The organism is Streptomyces sp. NPDC111516, from assembly GCF_055635345.1.
On record NZ_JBVKBV010000019.1, the window covers coordinates 114,958 to 132,263 of the forward strand.

At 69.9% G+C, this 17,306-nt stretch carries 16 protein-coding genes; 1 reads left to right on the plus strand and 15 read right to left on the minus strand.

Features of this window, described 5'->3' with window-relative positions:
* Positions 1–24: 24 nt before the first annotated feature.
* From lepB (ACZ7L9_RS28745) to proS, 10 genes are all read right to left on the minus strand, one after another.
* On the minus strand, positions 25–921 hold the full coding sequence (lepB, locus tag ACZ7L9_RS28745; protein WP_471419682.1) for a signal peptidase I: 897 nt from the start codon (positions 919–921) through the stop codon (positions 25–27).
* The gene (gene lepB / locus ACZ7L9_RS28750; protein WP_471419645.1) at positions 872–1,897 is read right to left on the minus strand and encodes a signal peptidase I; all 1,026 of its coding nucleotides are present in this window, start codon (positions 1,895–1,897) and stop codon (positions 872–874) included. The genes lepB (ACZ7L9_RS28745) and lepB (ACZ7L9_RS28750) overlap by 50 nt, the downstream gene beginning before the upstream one ends.
* Positions 1,890–2,660: a signal peptidase I gene (lepB, locus tag ACZ7L9_RS28755; RefSeq protein WP_471419646.1), complete on the minus strand. Its 771-nt coding sequence runs from the start codon at positions 2,658–2,660 to the stop codon at positions 1,890–1,892. The genes lepB (ACZ7L9_RS28750) and lepB (ACZ7L9_RS28755) overlap by 8 nt, the downstream gene beginning before the upstream one ends.
* Positions 2,661–2,705: 45 nt before the next feature.
* On the minus strand, positions 2,706–3,056 hold the full coding sequence (gene rplS / locus ACZ7L9_RS28760) for a 50S ribosomal protein L19 (protein ID WP_093899094.1): 351 nt from the start codon (positions 3,054–3,056) through the stop codon (positions 2,706–2,708).
* Positions 3,057–3,221: 165 nt separating this feature from the next.
* Positions 3,222–4,043, minus strand: a complete 822-nt coding sequence (trmD, locus tag ACZ7L9_RS28765) for a tRNA (guanosine(37)-N1)-methyltransferase TrmD (protein WP_471419648.1) — start codon at positions 4,041–4,043, stop codon at positions 3,222–3,224.
* Positions 4,043–4,639, minus strand: coding sequence for a ribosome maturation factor RimM (gene rimM / locus ACZ7L9_RS28770; RefSeq protein ID WP_384464005.1), 597 nt, complete (start codon positions 4,637–4,639; stop codon positions 4,043–4,045). Before rimM ends, trmD begins: the two co-directional genes overlap by 1 nt.
* Positions 4,640–4,718: 79 nt before the next feature.
* The gene (locus ACZ7L9_RS28775) at positions 4,719–4,958 is read right to left on the minus strand and encodes an RNA-binding protein (protein ID WP_005311361.1); all 240 of its coding nucleotides are present in this window, start codon (positions 4,956–4,958) and stop codon (positions 4,719–4,721) included.
* Positions 4,959–4,960: 2 nt separating this feature from the next.
* Entirely contained in the window at positions 4,961–5,404 is a 444-nt protein-coding gene (gene rpsP, locus ACZ7L9_RS28780) for a 30S ribosomal protein S16 (RefSeq protein WP_406384290.1), read from the minus strand.
* Between the two features lie 157 nt (positions 5,405–5,561).
* On the minus strand, positions 5,562–6,155 hold the full coding sequence (locus ACZ7L9_RS28785) for a hypothetical protein (protein ID WP_471419651.1): 594 nt from the start codon (positions 6,153–6,155) through the stop codon (positions 5,562–5,564).
* 227 nt (positions 6,156–6,382) lie between these two features.
* Entirely contained in the window at positions 6,383–7,798 is a 1,416-nt protein-coding gene (gene proS, locus ACZ7L9_RS28790) for a proline--tRNA ligase (RefSeq protein WP_471419652.1), read from the minus strand.
* Positions 7,799–8,038: 240 nt separating this feature from the next.
* Between proS and ACZ7L9_RS28795 the strand changes: the two genes are divergently transcribed.
* Positions 8,039–8,899, plus strand: coding sequence for a methyltransferase domain-containing protein (locus tag ACZ7L9_RS28795; RefSeq protein WP_471419654.1), 861 nt, complete (start codon positions 8,039–8,041; stop codon positions 8,897–8,899).
* Positions 8,900–8,930: 31 nt separating this feature from the next.
* Here ACZ7L9_RS28795 and ftsH read toward each other — a convergent pair whose 3' ends face one another.
* The 5 genes from ftsH to ACZ7L9_RS28820 all read right to left on the minus strand — a co-directional run bounded on the left by ftsH (position 8,931) and on the right by ACZ7L9_RS28820 (position 17,052).
* The gene (gene ftsH / locus ACZ7L9_RS28800) at positions 8,931–10,844 is read right to left on the minus strand and encodes an ATP-dependent zinc metalloprotease FtsH (RefSeq protein ID WP_471419656.1); all 1,914 of its coding nucleotides are present in this window, start codon (positions 10,842–10,844) and stop codon (positions 8,931–8,933) included.
* Between the two features lie 199 nt (positions 10,845–11,043).
* The gene (gene ffh / locus ACZ7L9_RS28805) at positions 11,044–12,594 is read right to left on the minus strand and encodes a signal recognition particle protein (protein ID WP_471419658.1); all 1,551 of its coding nucleotides are present in this window, start codon (positions 12,592–12,594) and stop codon (positions 11,044–11,046) included.
* Positions 12,595–12,837: 243 nt separating this feature from the next.
* The gene (locus ACZ7L9_RS28810; RefSeq protein WP_471419660.1) at positions 12,838–15,297 is read right to left on the minus strand and encodes a [protein-PII] uridylyltransferase; all 2,460 of its coding nucleotides are present in this window, start codon (positions 15,295–15,297) and stop codon (positions 12,838–12,840) included.
* A gap of 61 nt (positions 15,298–15,358) precedes the next feature.
* Positions 15,359–15,697: a P-II family nitrogen regulator gene (locus tag ACZ7L9_RS28815; protein ID WP_471419662.1), complete on the minus strand. Its 339-nt coding sequence runs from the start codon at positions 15,695–15,697 to the stop codon at positions 15,359–15,361.
* A complete protein-coding gene (locus tag ACZ7L9_RS28820; protein ID WP_471419683.1) occupies positions 15,694–17,052 on the minus strand; it encodes an ammonium transporter in 1,359 nt (452 codons plus the stop codon). Before ACZ7L9_RS28820 ends, ACZ7L9_RS28815 begins: the two co-directional genes overlap by 4 nt.
* Between the last annotated feature and the right edge of the window lie 254 nt (positions 17,053–17,306).

A 17,306-nucleotide genomic window follows, 5' to 3' on the forward strand; every position in this document is an offset into this window, starting at 1 on the left:
CAACCGCTGATCCGAGTCGGCACACTACCCGGCGGTACGCCCGCTGGTCAGCTTCCTGCGACGCCACAGCACAATGGGCAGCGCACCGGCCACACCGAGTGCTCCGGGGGCCATGCCCATCGCCGCGTTGATCCCCGGCTGGTCGAAGGTCTTCGGGACGGGCAGGGTCGACCAGCGGTTGATCGGCCAGGCCACGACGATGGCGCGGCCGACGACCTCGTCGTTGGAGACCGTGCCGCCGCCCGGGAGCTCCTGGTGATAGCGGGAGTCGAGGGAGTTCTGCCGGTGGTCACCCATCACCCAGATCCGGCCGTCGGGAACCTTGATCGGGCCGAACGGCTCGTCGTTGCAGGCGGTGTTCCCCGGGAAGATGAACGACTTGTCGTCCAGGGCCTTGCCATTGACCACGACGGGGCCGTCCTTCTTGCACTCCACCGTGTCGCCGCCGACCGCGATGACCCGCTTGATCAGGTCCTTCTCCTCGGCGGACGGCATCAGTCCGATGAAGCTGAGGAACTTCTGCACCACATTGGGATTGGCCGCCTGGGTGTTCTCCAGCCAGCCGCCCGGGTCGTGGAAGACCACGACCTCGCCACGCTTGGGCTCCGCGCCGAACCACGGGGTCAGCTTGTCGACCAGCACCCGGTCGCCCCGCTGGAGCGTGTTCTGCATCGAGTCCGAGGGGATCGAGAACGCCTGTACCAGGAACGTCTTGATCAGCAGCGCGAGAACCAGCGCGATGACGATGAGGAGGGGCAGCTCCTTCCAGAAGGAGCGCGGCTTCTTCTGGGCCGTACCACCGCCGTCCGGAGAGTCGCCGTCACCCTCCGTGCGGTCCGTCGCCCCGGCGGACTCGACATTTTCCGGATTGTCAGGCCGGTCCTCGGGTTCCTCGTGTCCGGATCGTGCGCCGACCGCCAAATCCCCCACATCCACTCCTTACTCCGTGCCACCGCCTGCGCCCTAGCCGGTGCAGGCCCACCACTCCCATAACGAGCGGGAGTTCCGCAGGGGTCGGGAGAGGGATCATTCCGTTGGGATCCTTGGACAACACACTATTCGACGAGCCCGAGGCAGCCGCCGTCCCGGCGCGCGCGTCAGGGACCGAGTCGAAAGTCGCTGGTTCCTCCAGTTTTCGCCAATGGCCGAAGGGCCAGGCGACGACAACAGCACGTCCCACGACCTCGTCCTCGGAAACGGTGCCGTGTCCCGGCTCGTCCAGGTGGTAGCGCGAATCGGCCGAATCCGACCGGTGGTCGCCCATCACGAAGATCCGTCCGGCCGGAACCTTTACCTCGAATTTGATGAGGGAGGGCGGATTTCCGGGATAGAGATAGGGCTCGTCGAGCGGTACGTCGTTGACGGTGATCCGGCCGTCCTTGTCGCAGCACTTCACCGTGTCGCCGCCGACCGCGACCACCCGCTTGATCAGATCCTGCTCGTCGTCCGACGGCAGCAGCCCGATGAAGGTCAGCGCTTCCTTCGCCTGCTTCACACCGACGGGCGGGTTCTTCTTGCCGGTGTTCTCCTGCTTGAGCCAGTGGCCCGGGTCCTTGAAGACGACGACATCGCCGCGCTGAGGCCTGGATCCGAACCAGGGGGTCAGTTTGTCCACGAGCACCCGGTCGCCGATCCGGATGGTCTGCTCCATCGATCCGGACGGGATCACGAAGGCCTGCACCAGGAAGGTCTTGAGCACCAGCGCGATCAGCAGCGCCACGGTGATGAGAAGGGGGATCTCCCGGACGGCCGACCTGCGCCGCCGCCGCTTGACCTTGCGGGCGAGCCTGCGCCGCTCCGCCCTGGTCGGCAGCGAGCGCGCGGGCGTCGGCCCGGCGCCGGACGGCGGCGGTATCTCCGGATCGTCCTCGCCCTGCCCCCGTCGGCGGTTACCCATGGGCCCCGCCCGGCGCCCTTGGACCGGCGAAGGCCGCGCTGTCCGGCAGCGAGCCCAGCCGGCCCAGCGGCCAGCCGATCCAGTCCACCCGGCCGATCACCATGTCGACCGGGACCATGCCACCGCCCGGCTCTCCCAGGTGGTCACGCGAGTCGCGGGAATTGCTGCGGTGGTCGCCCATCATCCACAGCGTGCCGTCGGGGACGACGATGTCGAAGCGCACCCGGGACGGCGCATCGCCCGGGTACAGATAGTCCTCGTCGACCGGACTGCCGTTCACCTCGATCCTTCCCCGCTTGTCGCAGCAGACCACCCGGTCGCCCCCCACGCCCACCACCCGCTTCACGTAGTCGGTCTCGGCGGGCTCCGCCAGGCCCAGGGACGCGGCCGCACCGTGCAGCAGTCCGGTGACGGGATTCTCGCGGGGCGGCTCCTGCACGAAGGAACCGGTGCCGTCGAAGACCACGACATCGCCGCGCTGCGGTACGGAGCCGAAACGGTACGCCAACTTGTTCACCAGTACCCGGTCCCCCACCCGCAGGGTGAACTCCATCGAGCCGCTGGGAATCAGGAAGGGCTGCACCACGAAGGCGCTGACGAGCAGCACGAAGACCGAGCAGACGGCACCGAGCGCGGCGGTCCGACGCCATGACATCGAGGCGGTCAACCGGTCGGGGATACGCAAGGAGCGCGACCCCTCCTCCGACCCTGCTGCGGGTGCGGAGGAGCGGTCGCGCTCCGAGGGCTTGGCTTCCGTGTCCATCGGGGCCAGAGCTTATCCGGCCGTCCTTCGGACCTGGGAGTCAGCTCAGTTGTCGCGCTTCTCCTTGATCTTCGCGGCCTTGCCGCGCAGCTCACGGAGGTAGTACAGCTTGGCGCGACGGACGTCACCGCGGGTGACGAGCTCGATCTTCTCGAAGATCGGGCTGTGCACCGGGAAGGTGCGCTCGACGCCGACGCTGAAGGAGACCTTGCGGACCGTGAAGGTCTCGCTGACGCCCGAGCCCTGGCGGCGGATGACCACGCCCTTGAACTGCTGGATACGGGAGCGGTTGCCCTCGATCACTCGCACGTGGACGTTGACGGTGTCGCCGGGGCGGAAGGCCGGGACGTCGGTACGCAGCGAGGCGGCGTTGACGCCATCGAGCAGGGAAGCCATGTTGTCTGCTTTCTTCGCCGATGCCACAGGTCATCGACGGGAGAGTGATGAATTCGGGGTGCTGATCACGTCGGGCGGGCGTCGGGACCATCCCCATGTCCATGGGGAACACAACGGTCGCTTTCCCCCTGTGGCAGGGGCGCACGTCGGACGGACAGCAGCGGCCTATTCTTCCACGGCCTCGTGCCTGCGCCAAAATCGGCCCCCGGGCTCCGGTGACCAGCCGAGGATGGAGAGGATCTCGCGGTCCTTCTTGTCGAAGGCGCTCGCCTCGCAGCGCTCGATCAGATCGGGCCGGTTGAGCGCGGTGCGGCGGAACGCCTCGTCCCGCCGCCAGCGCGCGATCTTCCCATGGTGCCCGCTGAGCAGGACGTCCGGAACGCCCCTGCCGCGCCACTCGGGCGGCTTGGTGTAGACGGGCCCCTCCAGCAGATTGGCCATCGCGCCGGGGGCGAAGGAATCGTCCCGGTGCGATTCGGCATTGCCGAGCACGCCGGGCAGCAGCCGGGCCACCGCCTCCGTGATCACCAGTACCGCGGCTTCCCCGCCGGCCAGCACGTAGTCCCCGATGGACACCTCGACGACCGGCATACGGGTCGCGTACTCGTCCATCACCCGCCGGTCGATGCCCTCGTAGCGGGCCGGGGTGAAGATCAGCCACGGTCGCTCGGAGAGCTCGACGGCGAGCTCCTGGGTGAACGGGCGGCCGCTGGGTGTGGGCACCACGAGCACCGGGGAGTGCGCCCCGGCCTCGTAACCGGCCGCCAGCGCGTCGTCCAGCGCCTCGCCCCAGGGCTCGGTCTTCATGACCATGCCGGGGCCGCCGCCGTACGGGGTGTCGTCGACCGTGTTGTGCCGGTCGTACGTCCAGTCACGCAGGTCGTGCACCTGCACGTCGAGGCGGCCTCGCGCGCGGGCCTTGCCGACGAGGGAGACGTTCAGCGGCTCCAGGTACTCCGGGAAGATCGTGACGACGTCGAGGCGCATCAGGCGTCCTTCCCGGCCCCGGGCGCCTCGTCCCCGTCGTCCTCTTCCTCGCGGTCTTCGTCTCGCGAGGAGTCGATCACGGCCTGGCTCTCGTCGATCAGACCGGGCGGCGGGGTGATCACGGCGCGCTGCGCTTCGAGATCGATCTCGGCGACGATCTCCTCCACGAACGGGATCATCACCTCGCTGCCGTCCGGCCGCTCGACGATGAAGAGGTCCTGGGACGGCAGATGCGTGATCTCGGTGATCCGGCCGATCTCGGTGCCGTCGGCGAGGACCACGTCGAGGTCCATGAGCTGATGGTCGTAGAACTCCTCAGGGTCCTCGGGGAGTTCCGCCGGGTCGACCTCGGCGATCAGGAGCGTGTTGCGCAGGGCCTCGGCAGCCGTACGGTCGCGTACGCCCTCGAAGCGCAGCAGCAGCCGTCCGCTGTGCACCCGGCCGGTCTCGATCGTCAGCGGTCCGGCGCCGGCCGGTTCGGTGGTGAGCACGGCCCCGGGCGCGAGCCGCAGCTCCGGCTCGTCCGTACGCACCTCGACGGTGACCTCGCCCTTGATGCCGTGGGCACGGCCGATCCGCGCGACTACCAACTGCACCTTGTGTTTCTCCTGTCGTACGACGACGGGCCGGGGCGGGCGCATGGCCCTCCCCGGCCCGTGCCGGTGTTCAACTCTGTCAGCGAACCTGATCCACGTCGACGAGGTCGACGCGGATGCCACGGCCGCCGATGGCGCCCACGACGGTACGCAGCGCGCGTGCGGTGCGACCGTTGCGGCCGATCACCTTGCCGAGGTCGTCGGGGTGGACCCGGACCTCCAGCACGCGACCACGGCGCAGGTTGCGCGAGGCAACCTGCACATCGTCAGGGTTGTCGACGATGCCCTTCACGAGGTGCTCGAGAGCCTCCTCGAGCATGCTCAGGCCTCGGTCGACTCGGCGGGCGCAGCCGCGTCAGCAGCCTCGTCCGCCTTCTTGTCGGACTTCTTCGCCTTCTGCGTGATGGCCTCGCCCTTGGACTCCTCGCCGGTGTCCTTGGCCAGGGCCTCGAACAGGGCGCGCTTGTCAGCCTTGGGCTCCGGCTGCAGCAACGGCGCGGGGGCCGGGAGACCCTTGTGGGCCTGCCAGTCACCGGTGAGCTTCAGGATCGCGAGAACCGGCTCGGTCGGCTGGGCGCCGACGGACAGCCAGTACCGCGCACGCTCCGAGTTGACCTCGATGCGCGAGGGGTTCTGTACCGGGTGGTACAGGCCGATCTCCTCGATGGCCCGGCCGTCACGGCGGGTACGGGAGTCGGCGACGACGATGCGGTAGTGAGGCGAACGGATCTTGCCCAGACGCTTCAGCTTGATCTTGACTGCCACGGAAGTGGTGTCTCCTGGTCTATGACGTGGTTGGGCACAACGAAGATGCCACGTGGGGTTGCGGTACTCGGGTGCCCGATGGACGCGTCAGCCGGAGGAGAGAGGGGTCCTGTGCGACTGTCGAGTACAGCTAGCCATTGTGCCACACCGCGTCGGGTCACCCCACCGCGACCGCGGCTTCGGGGATACGGAACGGCTTTCCGCAGCCACCGCAGACGATCGGCGCCTGCGCCAGTACCGACGGGACGACCCGCACGTTGCGTCCACAGTCACAGACGGCCTTGACGCGGACGCCCCCGCCGGAGGAGCCGTGCCGGGCGGCCGGCCCGCGGAAGGAACGTTTGGTGTCGGCGGCGGTGGCGACCGTATGCGCCTTGAGGGCGCGCTGCAGCCGCTCGATCGTCGGGCGGTACCTCCGCTTGGCCTCGGGATTGAGCGTGACCAGCGAGAAGCCGCTGCTGGGGTGGGGCTCCTCGGTGTGGTCGAGGCCCAGCTCCTCGGCGATCGCGAGGAATCGTCGGTTGTGGTAGCGGCCGGCCCGCGAGGTGTCGCGGACACCTCGCGCGGCGGCGATGCCGTGGACTGCCTCGTGAAGCAGTCGCTCGAAGGAGAGTTCGGCGCCACAGGCGGACGAGGACTCTCCGATCAGGGACTCGGGCGCGGCTAGATCGGGCAGCTCGGGGTGGTACCGCTGAATGTCGGCCCACGCCTGCGCCAGCTCTGCGGCAAGTACAGGTGGTGTCGTGCTCACGTCGTGACAACGAGCACGAGTGCCCCGGTGTTCCGATTCCGGGCCATCCCAAAATAATTTGCACGTACCAGTCAGTTGCCATTGATGCGTCCTGACGAGGGCGGGTGCGCTGATCTGCGGAGAAGCCTCACAGCTCACACCAAGGTGGTACGTAGCGCCCCGTACGCCCGGGCGTAGACGGCAACCGTACGCCGGGCCGTCGGGCGGCCCCGGAGGCGGGTGGGGCGTCAGTAGGCGCGGGCCACCAGGGCGACAGTACCGGGGGCGTCGTCCGCGTCCGGCACGGACCCGTCCCCGGCGACCAGGCACCGTACGGACACCCCGTGCTCCGCGAGCCGGGCCTCCCCCGCCGGGCCGAGGGTCGACCAGGCGATACGCGCCCAGCCGCCCGCGGCCGCCGCCTCGACGGCCTCCTCGACGGACGCGACCTCGCTGGTGGCCGACTCGCGCCGGCTCCGGGACTCCCGCAGCAGAGCCGCCTGGTCCTCCTCCAGGACCGTCGGGAGCAGCGCGGGCAGGGCCTCGATGGCCACCGGTTCCTTTCCGCCGGGGACCCGCCGGGCCAGCATCGCGGTGCCGTCCGCCAGATCGCGCGGGCCGATCTCGATCCGTACCGGCACACCCTTCAGCTCCCAGTCGACGGCGCGGCGGCCGAACGGGATGTCGGTGCGGTCGTCGACCTCGGCCCTGATCCCCGCGGCGCGCAGCCGCTCCCCGATCGACCGGACCGCGGACGGCACCGCGTCGTCGCCCTTGACCGCGAGGACGACGGCCTGGACGGGGGCGAGGCGCGGCGGCACCCGGAGGCCGTGATCGTCGCCGTGCGCCATGATCAGACCGCCGACCATGCGGGTCGACGAGCCCCAGGAGGTCTGCCAGACGAGCTCCTGCCTGCCTTCCCTGGACAGGTAGCTGGTGTGGAAGGCCCTGGCGAAGTTCGTGCCGAGTTCGTGGCTCGTACCCAGTTGCAGGGCCTTGCCGTCCCGCATCATTCCTTCGAGCGTCAGGGTGTTGACGGCCCCGGCGAACCGCTCGGCCGGGGTCTTGCGGCCCAGGACCACGTCGATGCCGAGGACATTGACCATGAAGTCCGCGTAGACCTCCCGGTGGATGTACGCGGCGTACTCCCGGGCCTCCTGGTAGGTGGCATGGGCGGTGTGGCCCTCCTGCCAGAGGAATTCCGTCGTACGGAGAAAGACCCGCGGGCGCATCTCCCAGCGCACGACGTTCGCCCACTGGTTGATCAGCAGCGGCAGATCCCGGTAGCTCTGGACCCATTTCGAGAAGTACTCGTTGATGATCGTTTCGGACGTCGGCCGCACCACCACGGGCTCTTCGAGCTCTTTTCCGCCGCCGTGGGTCACGATCGCGAGCTCCGGTGCGAAGCCCTCGACGTGCTCGGCTTCGCGTGTCAGGTAAGACTGGGGGATGAAGAGCGGGAAGTAGGCGTTCCGGGCGCCCGCCTGTTTGATCCGGGCATCCATCTCCTGCTGCATCCGCTCCCACAGGCCGTATCCGTACGGCCGGATGACCATGGTGCCGCGCACCGGACCGTTGTCCGCGAGTTCGGCCTTGTTGATCAGATCCTGGTACCAGCGGGGAAAGTCCTCGGCCTGGGGCGTGAGAACGGGTGCCTTTGCCATGGCGCGCATCGTACGGCGACACCGCTCACCACACGGAGCGACCGGCCCTGCCTCCACGGGCCGTACGCACCGGCGAAGCACCGGACCACACAACCATTGCCATCAGACCTCTGGACGCGGGCGCGGATGCGCAGTTCTCTGACATACGGGGGAGCGGGCGCAGACGCACCGGGGGGGGAGCATCCACTCGGGCACGACCGATCGGACACGACCGACCTCTCGGCGGATTGGGGCGCTTCCATGACACCAACGCTCGTCCGGCACCACAGCTACGCGGACACGGCCACCTCTGTGGATCCAGGTACCCGTGCCCGGGACTGGGCCGAGATCCAGGAGCGGATGCTCGCACCGCTGTACGAAGCGGTGTACGAGCGGCTCGAAGTGGGAACCGGCACCCGGCTGCTCTCCCTCGGCTGCGGCTCCGGTCTCGCGCTGCTGATCGCGGCCGCGCGTGGCGCGCGCGTCACCGGCGTCGACACCGATTCCGAACGGCTGGCGCTTGCCCGCGCCCGGCTGCTGCCCGATCCGGGGGGCGATGCCGGAACTCCGGCCGAGCACGCCCGGCTCGTCGACGGTGATCCGTCCGCGGCTGCCCCGTCCGACGGGGCGCCGTACGGCCTGATCACCGCGTTCACTCCGATCGGCTGCTCGTCCGGTGACGGCGAACGGCTCGTGGACGCGCTGCGGTCGGCCGTACCGCTGGCGGCCCGGGGCAGCACGGTCGTGCTGACCGGGTGGGGTCCGCCGGAGCGGTGCGCCACGGCGCCGGTGCTGCGGATGGCGGGGCGGCTCTCCGACGGGGCCCGGGCGCCGCGCACCGGTGGCTGGCGGCCGTGGGAGCGGGACGATCTGGAGGAGGTGGCGTTCCGGGCCGGTCTGAGCCCGGACGGTTCCGGCCGGGTGGCGTGCCCGTTCGGGTACGCGGACATGGACAGCGCGGTACGGGGATTGCTGTCGACGGGGCTCTTCGACGCGGCGGTATCGGCGACGGACCGGGACCAGGTGTCGAAGGAGGTCGCGGAGGCCCTGCATCCGCATCTGCGCCGGGACGGCACGATCTGGATGCCGAACGTCTTCCGCTATCTCGTGTGCACGACCTGAAGATCCGTGTGCACCGTCCGGGCCGCGGCGGCTACTTGGCCAGGCGGGTGATGCCCGCCGCCCGATAGGCCGCGGCCTCGTCCAGCGTCTCGTGCTCCAGCAGTGCCGCGGCCAGCGAGTCCAGCCTGTTCCGGTTCTCCCGCAGGAGTCTGCACGCGTCCTCGTAGCACTCGTCGACGATGCGGCGCATCTCGCCGTCCACCGCGTCGAGCGTCGCGGGGGCCGCGGAGAGACCGTACGCCTGCTGGGCGTCGCTCGGGATCGCCGTCAGTCGACCCACTTTGTGGCTCATGCCCCAGCGGCCGACCATGCCGCGGGCCAGGTTGGTGACCTGTTCGAGGTCGCTCTCCGCACCCGTGGTGACCATGTCGAAGACCACCTGTTCGGCGGCCATCCCGCCGAGCGCGCCGATGATCCGGCCGCGCAGGTACTCCTCGGTGTACGAGTACTTGTCTGCGTCCGGCGTCGAGAGGGTGACGCCCAGGGCCCGGCCGCGCGGCACGATGGTGACCTTGCGGACCGGGTCGGCGCCCGGCTGGACCATGCCGAGCAGGGCGTGCCCGCTCTCGTGGTACGCGGTCCTGCGGCGTTCCTCGTCCGACATGACCAGCGAGCGTTCCGCCCCCAACTGGACCTTCTCCAGGGCTTCCGAGAGATCGGACTGGCTGACCTCGGACTGTCGGCGCTTGACGGCGAGCAGCGCGGCCTCATTGGCCAGGTTGGCGAGATCGGCGCCGGTCATACCGGGGGTCGTACCGGCCACCTGGGCCAGGTTCACATCCTCGGCGAGCGGGATCTGACGCGTGTGGATCTCCAGGATCGCCTCCCGGCCACCCCTGTCCGGCGGGCTGACCGAGACGATCCGGTCGAAGCGGCCGGGCCGGGTGAGGGCGGGGTCGAGGACGTCGGCGCGGTTGGTGGCGGCAAGCACGACGACGCCCTCCGAACCGGAGAAGCCGTCCATCTCGGTGAGGATCTGGTTGAGCGTCTGCTCGCGCTCGTCGTGGCCGCCCATGCCGGAGCCGCCGCCGCGGGCCCGGCCGATGGTGTCGATCTCGTCGATGAAGATGATGGCGGGGGCGACCTTGCGCGCCTCCGCGAAGAGTTCCCGCACCCGGCTCGCGCCGACGCCGACGATCATCTCGATGAACTCGGAGGCCGATGCCGAGAAGAACGGCACCCCGGCCTCGCCCGCGACGGCCCGTGCGAGCAGAGTCTTGCCGGTGCCGGGCGGTCCCACGAGGAGCACTCCGCCGGGCATCCGGGCGCCCATCTTCCGGTACGCCTGCGGGTTCTTCAGGAAGTCCACGACGTCGCTGAGCTCGCCCTCGACCTCGTCGATCCCGGCCACGTCCTGGAAGGAGGTGCGCTTGCCACCCTCCAGTTCGACGGGTTTGGGCGGGGCCTTGCGCCCGAAGCCTCCCATCCCGCCGCCCATGCCCCTGGACATCCGCCGGGCGATGAACACCCAGAGCAGGACGAGCAGCAGCATCGGGGCCAGCGAAATCAGCAGATTGGCGAGGAAGCTGCGCTGCTGGACGACGGGCTCCGCGGTGACCGTGACACCTTCCTTGACCAGTTCGGCCCAGAGATTGTCGTCCGCGAACGCGGGCCGCTGCGTGACGAACTTGGTGTATTTCTTGTCGCTCCCCGGGACCTTCGCCTCCTTCTTGAGCTGCCCCTGGATGGCATCGCCCTTGGAGTAGATCTTGGAGACATTGCCCGAGGTGACCTGCTTGCTGAACTCCGTGTACGCGATCGTCCGCTCCGCCGCCCCGTTGAAGAAGGACAGCACCAGGTTGGCGATCAGATAGACGGCGAGCGCGGTCAGCAGGAGTCCGCCCCAGCCCCCCGGCATCTTCCGGCGAGGCGGCGGAGGCGGTGGGGCGCCCTCGGAGCGCCATGGCTGATCGGTTCGATCGCGGGGAGGTACGGGGGTGGTCACGCGCTCTCCTCTGCCGACAGCCAGTGAATGTGACATTAAAGGAGAAACAAGCCCATAGCCCCTTGTGGGACCTTCTAATGGGCCCGGAGAGGGAAACGCGTCCCTCGGCCGGGCCCGTATGCCGCACAGGAACACACTGCACATGCGTGAGGGGCGCCCACCGGCGGTGGGCGCCCCTCACGCATGTGCAGTCGGGCGATCAGCCCATGAACTTCTTGAACTCGTCCGGCAGCTCGAAGTTCTTGTCGTCCTGCGCCGGCAGACCGAACGCACCGCCCTGCGCCGCCGCCTGCTCGCGACGGGCCGCCGCGGCCTGCTCCTCGGCCTTGCGCTTCATCGGGTTGCCGCTCTTGCGCTTGCCCTTGGCCTGCTTGACCTGCTTCTTCTGCCGGCCGGGACCGCCACCCATGCCCGGCATCCCGGGCATCCCCGGCATGCCGCCGCCCTGCGCCATCTTCGACATCATCTTGCGCGCGTCGAAGAACCGCTCCACCAGGTTCTTCACCGCGCTGACCTCGACACCGGAACCCTTGGCGATACGGGCCCGGCGCGAGCCGTTGATGATCGTCGGCTCGGCGCGCTCCTTCGGGGTCATCGACTTGATGATCGCGGCGGTACGGTCCACATCGCGCTCGTCGATGTTGTTGATCTGGTCCTTGATCTGCCCCATGCCGGGCAGCATCCCGAGCAGCTTGGAGATGGAGCCCATCTTCCTGACCTGCTCCATCTGGGCCAGGAAGTCGTCGAGCGTGAAGTCCTTGCCCTTGCTGGACGCCAGCTTGGAGGCCATTTTGGCGGCCTCTTCCTGGCTGAAGGTCTTCTCCGCCTGCTCGATCAAGGTGAGCAGGTCACCCATGTCGAGGATGCGGGACGCCATGCGGTCCGGGTGGAAGGCGTCGAAGTCCTGGAGCTTCTCACCGTTCGACGCGAACATGATCTGCTTGCCCGTGACGTGGGCGATCGACAGGGCCGCACCACCGCGGGCGTCACCGTCGAGCTTGGAGAGCACCACGCCGTCGAAGCCGACGCCGTCGCGGAAGGCCTCGGCGGTGTTGACCGCGTCCTGGCCGATCATCGCGTCCACGACGAAGAGGATCTCGTCGGGGCTGACGGCGTCGCGGATGTCCGCGGCCTGCTGCATCAGCTCCTGGTCGATGCCGAGACGGCCGGCGGTGTCGACGATCACGACGTCGAACTGCTTGGACGTGGCGTGCTCGATCGAGTCCTTGGCGACCTGGACCGGGTCGCCGACGCCGTTGCCCGGCTCGGGGGCGTACACCGCCACGCCCGCGCGGTCGGCGACGACGCTGAGCTGGTTGACGGCGTTGGGGCGCTGGAGGTCACAGGCCACGAGCAGCGGGGAGTGGCCCTGGCCCTTGAGCCAGAGGCCGAGCTTTCCGGCGAGGGTGGTCTTACCGGCACCCTGGAGACCCGCGAGCATGATCACGGTGGGCGGGTTCTTGGCGAACCGCAGCCGCCGGGTCTCGCCGCCGAGGATGCCCACGAGCTCCTCGTTGACGATCTTGACGACCTGCTGGGCGGGATTCAGCGCCTGGGAGACCTCGACGCCGCGCGCCCGCTCCTTGACGTTGGCGATGAAGGCGCGAACGACGGGCAGCGCGACGTCTGCTTCGAGCAGGGCGATACGGATCTCGCGGGCCGTGGCGTCGATGTCCGCCTCGGACAAGCGGCCCTTGCCCCGGAGGTTCTTGAAAGTCGCGGCAAGGCGGTCGGAGAGAGTATCGAACACGGCGCTCGTCGGTCCTCAGGGTCGGGGGCAAATTGGATTCGGTACCCCAGGGTATCCGGCTCGGGAGAAACGATGACCCCTGCCGGGGGAATTCCGGGCAGCGCGGCCACGGTCACGTGACTCCCCCGTGGGTGCGGGGAGCAGGTCCACGCCGGGCGCCAAGCGGTGGATGCCGGAAGATCCCCCGGCCGACGGGGAGCATCTCCGTGCGTTCAACGACGACGGGCACAGTCCCCTCACGCCTCACCGCAAGGCATCCTCCAGGGCCCTTGCCAGTGCCGCCGCCTCCGCAGCCGGCAGCACCGAGCCGTCCTCACGCGTGACGTAGACCGTATCCACCGCGTTCGCCCCCAGCGTCGACACGTGCGCGCTGCGTACCCGTACCCCGCTCTGTTCCAGCGCCCGGCCGATCCGGTGCAGCAACCCCGGGGCGTCCTGGGTGCGCACCTCGATCACCGTCGCGAGCCGTGAGCCGGCCGCCGCGACCGTCACTCTCGGCGGCGGGGCCTTCACCCCGCGCCGCCTCGGGTAGGCCGCCTCGCGTTCGGCGAGGCGGGCGCGGATGTCGAGGGAGCCGTCCAGGGCGCGTACGAGGTCGGCGCGGAGGCGGGAGGCCTGCGGCAGGGAGCCGTATTCGGCCGCGACCCGCCAGCTGAGCAGCAGCAGGTCGGCGGCTTCGTCCGCGCCGAGTTCGGCGGGGAGTTCCACGGCACGCAGATCGGCCGCCCGCACGGTGAGGCGGTGCAGGGCGAGGACGCCCGCCGCGGCGGGCAGCACGCCGGGGCGGTCGGGGAGGGCGATGAGGAGTTCGACACCGACGGGTTCCGGTTCGCCGTCCTCGTTCGGGGTCTCGGCCTGGGCGTGCAGGGCGAGGACTGGTTCGCCGGTGCGCAGGGCCTCGATGGCGAGACGTTCCTGTTCGGCGCTGGGCGCGGCGGGTTCCGGTTCTTCCGGGGCCTGGCCGGCGAGCACGGCTGCGACGCGCTTGACGAGGCCGGCGACGAGGGAGGCGCGCCAGGAGGACCAGGCCGCGGGCCCGGTGGCGAGTGCGTCGGCCTCGGTGAGGGCGTGCAGCAGTTCCAGCGTGGCGGTGGTGCCCACGGCGGTGGCGACGGAGCGGACGGTCGCCGGGTCGTCGAGGTCGCGCCGGGTGGCGGTCTCGATGAGCAGCAGATGGTGGCGTACGAGGGTGGCGATGACGCCCACGTCGTGCTGGTCGAAGCCGATCCGGGCGGCCATGTCGCGGGCGATGACCTCACCGGCGACGGAGTGGTCGCCGGGCCGGCCCTTGCCGATGTCGTGCAGGAGCGCGGCGACGAGGAGCAGGTCGGGGCGGCCGACGCGGCGGGTGAGGGAGGAGGCGCGTACGGCCGATTCGACGAGGTGGCGGTCGACGGTCCAGGTGTGGACGGGGTTGCGCTGGGGGCGGCAGTGGACGCGTTCCCAGTCGGGGAGCAGTCGGGTGATCAGCCCTTCGGCTTCGAGTGCTTCCCAGACGGGCACGGTGGCCTCGCCCGCGCCGAGGAGGGTGACGAGTTCCTCACGGGCCTCGGCGGGCCAGGGCACCGGCAGCGGGCGTGCGGTGGTGGCGAGATGGCGTACGACGTGGCGGGAGATCGGAAGTTCGGACTGGGCGGCCGCGGCGGCGGCGCGCAGGACGAGCACGCAGTCGCGTTCGGGGCGCGCGGTACGGGCGAGGACGACTTCGCCGTCGGCCTCGACGACGCCCTCGGCGAGCGGGGTGCGCTCGGTCGCGGCGGCCCTGCCGCCGCCCAGCATGGCGCGCAGCCGGGGGCGTACGGACCGGGCGCGCAGGACGCGGTGGACCTCGCGCCAGGTGACGTCGGTGGCGTACGAGACGGTGCGGGCGGCCTCGTACACCTGGCGGAGCAGGGCGTCCGCGTCGAGGAGGCCGAGGGCCGTGGCGACCCGGTCCTGTTCCTGGAGGCCGAGGCGGTCGGTGGCGCGGCCGGTGGTGAGGTGGAGGGCGTCGCGGGCGTCGAGGAGGGTGCGGCGGGCTTCGGCGAGGCCTTCGCGGGGGGCGTCGGCGACCCAGGAGGCGGCGACGGCGCGCAGGGCGGTGGCGTCGCGCAGTCCGCCGTGGGCCTCCTTGAGGTCGGGTTCGAGGAGGAACCGGAGTTCGCCCTGGCGTTCGGCGCGTTCACGGCAGAGTTCATCGAGGGCGAGGAGGCGTTTGGGGGCCTGGTTGCGCCAGTCGGCGAGGATCGCGGTGCGCAGGGCGGCTACGAGGCCGAGGTTTCCGGCGACGGGGCGGGCGTCGAGCAGTCCGAGCTGGACCTTGAGGTCCTCGCCGGCCGTTCTGCGGGCTTCGGCGGGGGTGCGTACGGAGTGGTCCAGGGCGAGACCGAGGTCCCAGACGGGGTACCAGATGCGGTCGGCGAGGGAGGCGATGGCTCCGGCGTCGGCGTTGCCGTCGTGCAGGAGCAGGAGGTCGAGGTCGCTGCGCGGGGAGAGTTCGCCGCGTCCGTAGCCGCCGACGGCGACGAGGGCGGCGCCGTGGATGCCGGTCTGTTCGGCGGCGGTGGTGAACAGCGCGGTGAGCCAGTCGTCGGTGAGCGCGGCGAGGGCCGCACGGCGCGGCGGGCCGGGCTGCTCCTTCTCCTGGAGGAGGCGCAGCCGGGCCGCCGCGTAGCCGCTGGGCTCCGAGTCGTCGGATTCGGTGGACACTTCGGTGCTCGTCACCCGGCTGCCTTTCGTTCGGGGCCGTCGGCCTTCGGCGGCCATCGGTCTTCGGAGCCGTCGGTCAGAGGGCGTCCGGGCCGCGTTCGCCCGTCCGTACGCGAACCGCGGTGTCGACCGGCACGCTCCAGACCTTGCCGTCACCGATCTTGCCGGTCCGGGCGGCCTTCACGACGACGTCGATGAGCCGTTCGGAGTCCTCGTCCTCGACGAGGACCTCGATGCGGATCTTGGGGACGAGGTCGACGGTGTACTCGGCACCCCGGTAGACCTCGGTGTGGCCGCGTTGACGCCCGTATCCGCTGGCTTCCGTGACCGTGAGGCCCTGGATGCCGAAGGCCTGGAGGGCTTCCTTGATCTCGTCGAGCCGGTGGGGCTTCACGACTGCGGTGATGAGTTTCATGCGTCCACCCTCTTGGTCTTCGGTGCTGCCGTGATGCCCGGTGCCGCTGCGGAGGCCGTGGTGCGCAGGGCCGCGCCGCCGCCCGCTCCGCTGAAGTCGTACGCCGTCTCCGCGTGTTCGACCTGGTCGATGCCGGAGATCTCGTCGTCCTCGTCGACCCGCATCCCGATGGTCCTGTCGAGGAGGAAGGCGAGGAGGGCGGAGACGGCCAGAGAGTACGCGAGGACGGCGAAGACGCCGACGGCCTGCTTGCCGAGCTGGTCGAGGCCGCCGCCGTAGAAGAGGCCCTTGGCGTCGGACTGGACTCCGCCGGTGGCGAAGAGGCCGACGAGGAGGGAGCCGGCGACACCGCCGACGAGGTGGACGCCGACGACGTCCAGGGAGTCGTCGTAGCCGAACTTGTACTTCAGGCCGACGGCCATGGCGCACAGGACCCCGGCGATGGCGCCGACCGCGATGGCGCCGAGCGGGCTGACCGCGCCGCCGGACGGTGTGATGGCGACGAGGCCCGCGACCGCGCCGGAGGCCGCACCGAGCGTCGTGAAGGAGCCGTGGCGGAGCTTCTCGTAGCCGAGCCAGGCGAGCATCGCGGCGGCTGTGGCGACCTGGGTGTTGACGAACATGACCGCGCCGACGCCGTCGTCGTTGCCGAGCCACGAGCCGGCGTTGAAGCCGAACCAGCCGAACCAGAGCAGTCCGGCGCCGAGCATGACGAGCGGCAGGCTGTGCGGCCGCATCGGGTCCTTCTTGAAGCCGACGCGCTTGCCGATGACGAGGATCACGCCGAGCGCCGCGGCTCCCGCGTTGATGTGGACGGCCGTGCCACCGGCGAAGTCGATGACGCCGAGCTCGAAGAGCCAGCCGCCCGCGCCCCAGACCCAGTGGGCCACGGGGAAGTAGACGACGGTGACCCAGAGCGTGATGAACAGGGCCCACGAGGTGAACTTGACCCGGTCGGCGAGGGCGCCGCTGATCAGCGCCGGGGTGATGACGGCGAACATCAGCTGGAAGACGGCGAAGGCGTAGACGGGGATCGTGTAGCCGTCCCAGAGTTGGGTGATGCCGATTCCGCTGAGACCGACGTAGTCCGAACTCCAGCCGAGTACGGAACCGATGTCGGTCCCGAAGGCGAGGCTGAATCCGTAGAGCACCCACAGGATCGTGACGATCCCGAGGCTGATGAAGCTCATCATCAGCATGTTGAGGGTGCTCTTGACGCGGACCATGCCTCCGTAGAAGAAGGCCAGGGCCGGGGTCATGAGCATCACCAGGGCGGAGCAGATGAGCATGAACCCGGTGTTGGCGGCAGACAGCGTCGGGGCGTGTGCGGCAAGCGTCGTGATGCCTGGGGGCATCGGCGTCTCCTCGTCGTCGGTGCGGCCGCGTGCGGGCGGGCTGAGCGGCACCACGTGCGGGACCACTGGGGAAAAGGTGCGGGCCGGTTATGAGCCATGAGATTCGCCCAGCACGGTTTCCGCCGATGCCGCACGGTGTTTCGCGGCAGTGACGAAGAGGTCCGGTGTGTTACGGCCCCATGAACCGGCGGTGGCGCACCCGGTGCCGGGCCCGCTCCGCTGCCGCGGCCGCATACGTGCGGTGACGACTCTCC

Bases quoted from the DNA above. Each gene is read 5' to 3' on its own strand.
- lepB (WP_471419645.1), bottom strand. From the start codon at position 1,897: ATGGGTAACCGCCGACGGGGGCAGGGCGAGGACGATCCGGAGATACCG.
- lepB (WP_471419646.1), bottom strand. From the start codon at position 2,660: ATGGACACGGAAGCCAAGCCCTCGGAGCGCGACCGCTCCTCCGCACCC.
- rplS (WP_093899094.1), bottom strand. From the start codon at position 3,056: ATGGCTTCCCTGCTCGATGGCGTCAACGCCGCCTCGCTGCGTACCGAC.
- trmD (WP_471419648.1), bottom strand. From the start codon at position 4,043: ATGCGCCTCGACGTCGTCACGATCTTCCCGGAGTACCTGGAGCCGCTG.
- ACZ7L9_RS28775 (WP_005311361.1), bottom strand. From the start codon at position 4,958: ATGCTCGAGGAGGCTCTCGAGCACCTCGTGAAGGGCATCGTCGACAAC.
- proS (WP_471419652.1), bottom strand. From the start codon at position 7,798: ATGGCAAAGGCACCCGTTCTCACGCCCCAGGCCGAGGACTTTCCCCGC.
- ACZ7L9_RS28795 (WP_471419654.1), top strand. From the start codon at position 8,039: ATGACACCAACGCTCGTCCGGCACCACAGCTACGCGGACACGGCCACC.
- ACZ7L9_RS28815 (WP_471419662.1), bottom strand. From the start codon at position 15,697: ATGAAACTCATCACCGCAGTCGTGAAGCCCCACCGGCTCGACGAGATC.
- ACZ7L9_RS28820 (WP_471419683.1), bottom strand. From the start codon at position 17,052: ATGCCCCCAGGCATCACGACGCTTGCCGCACACGCCCCGACGCTGTCT.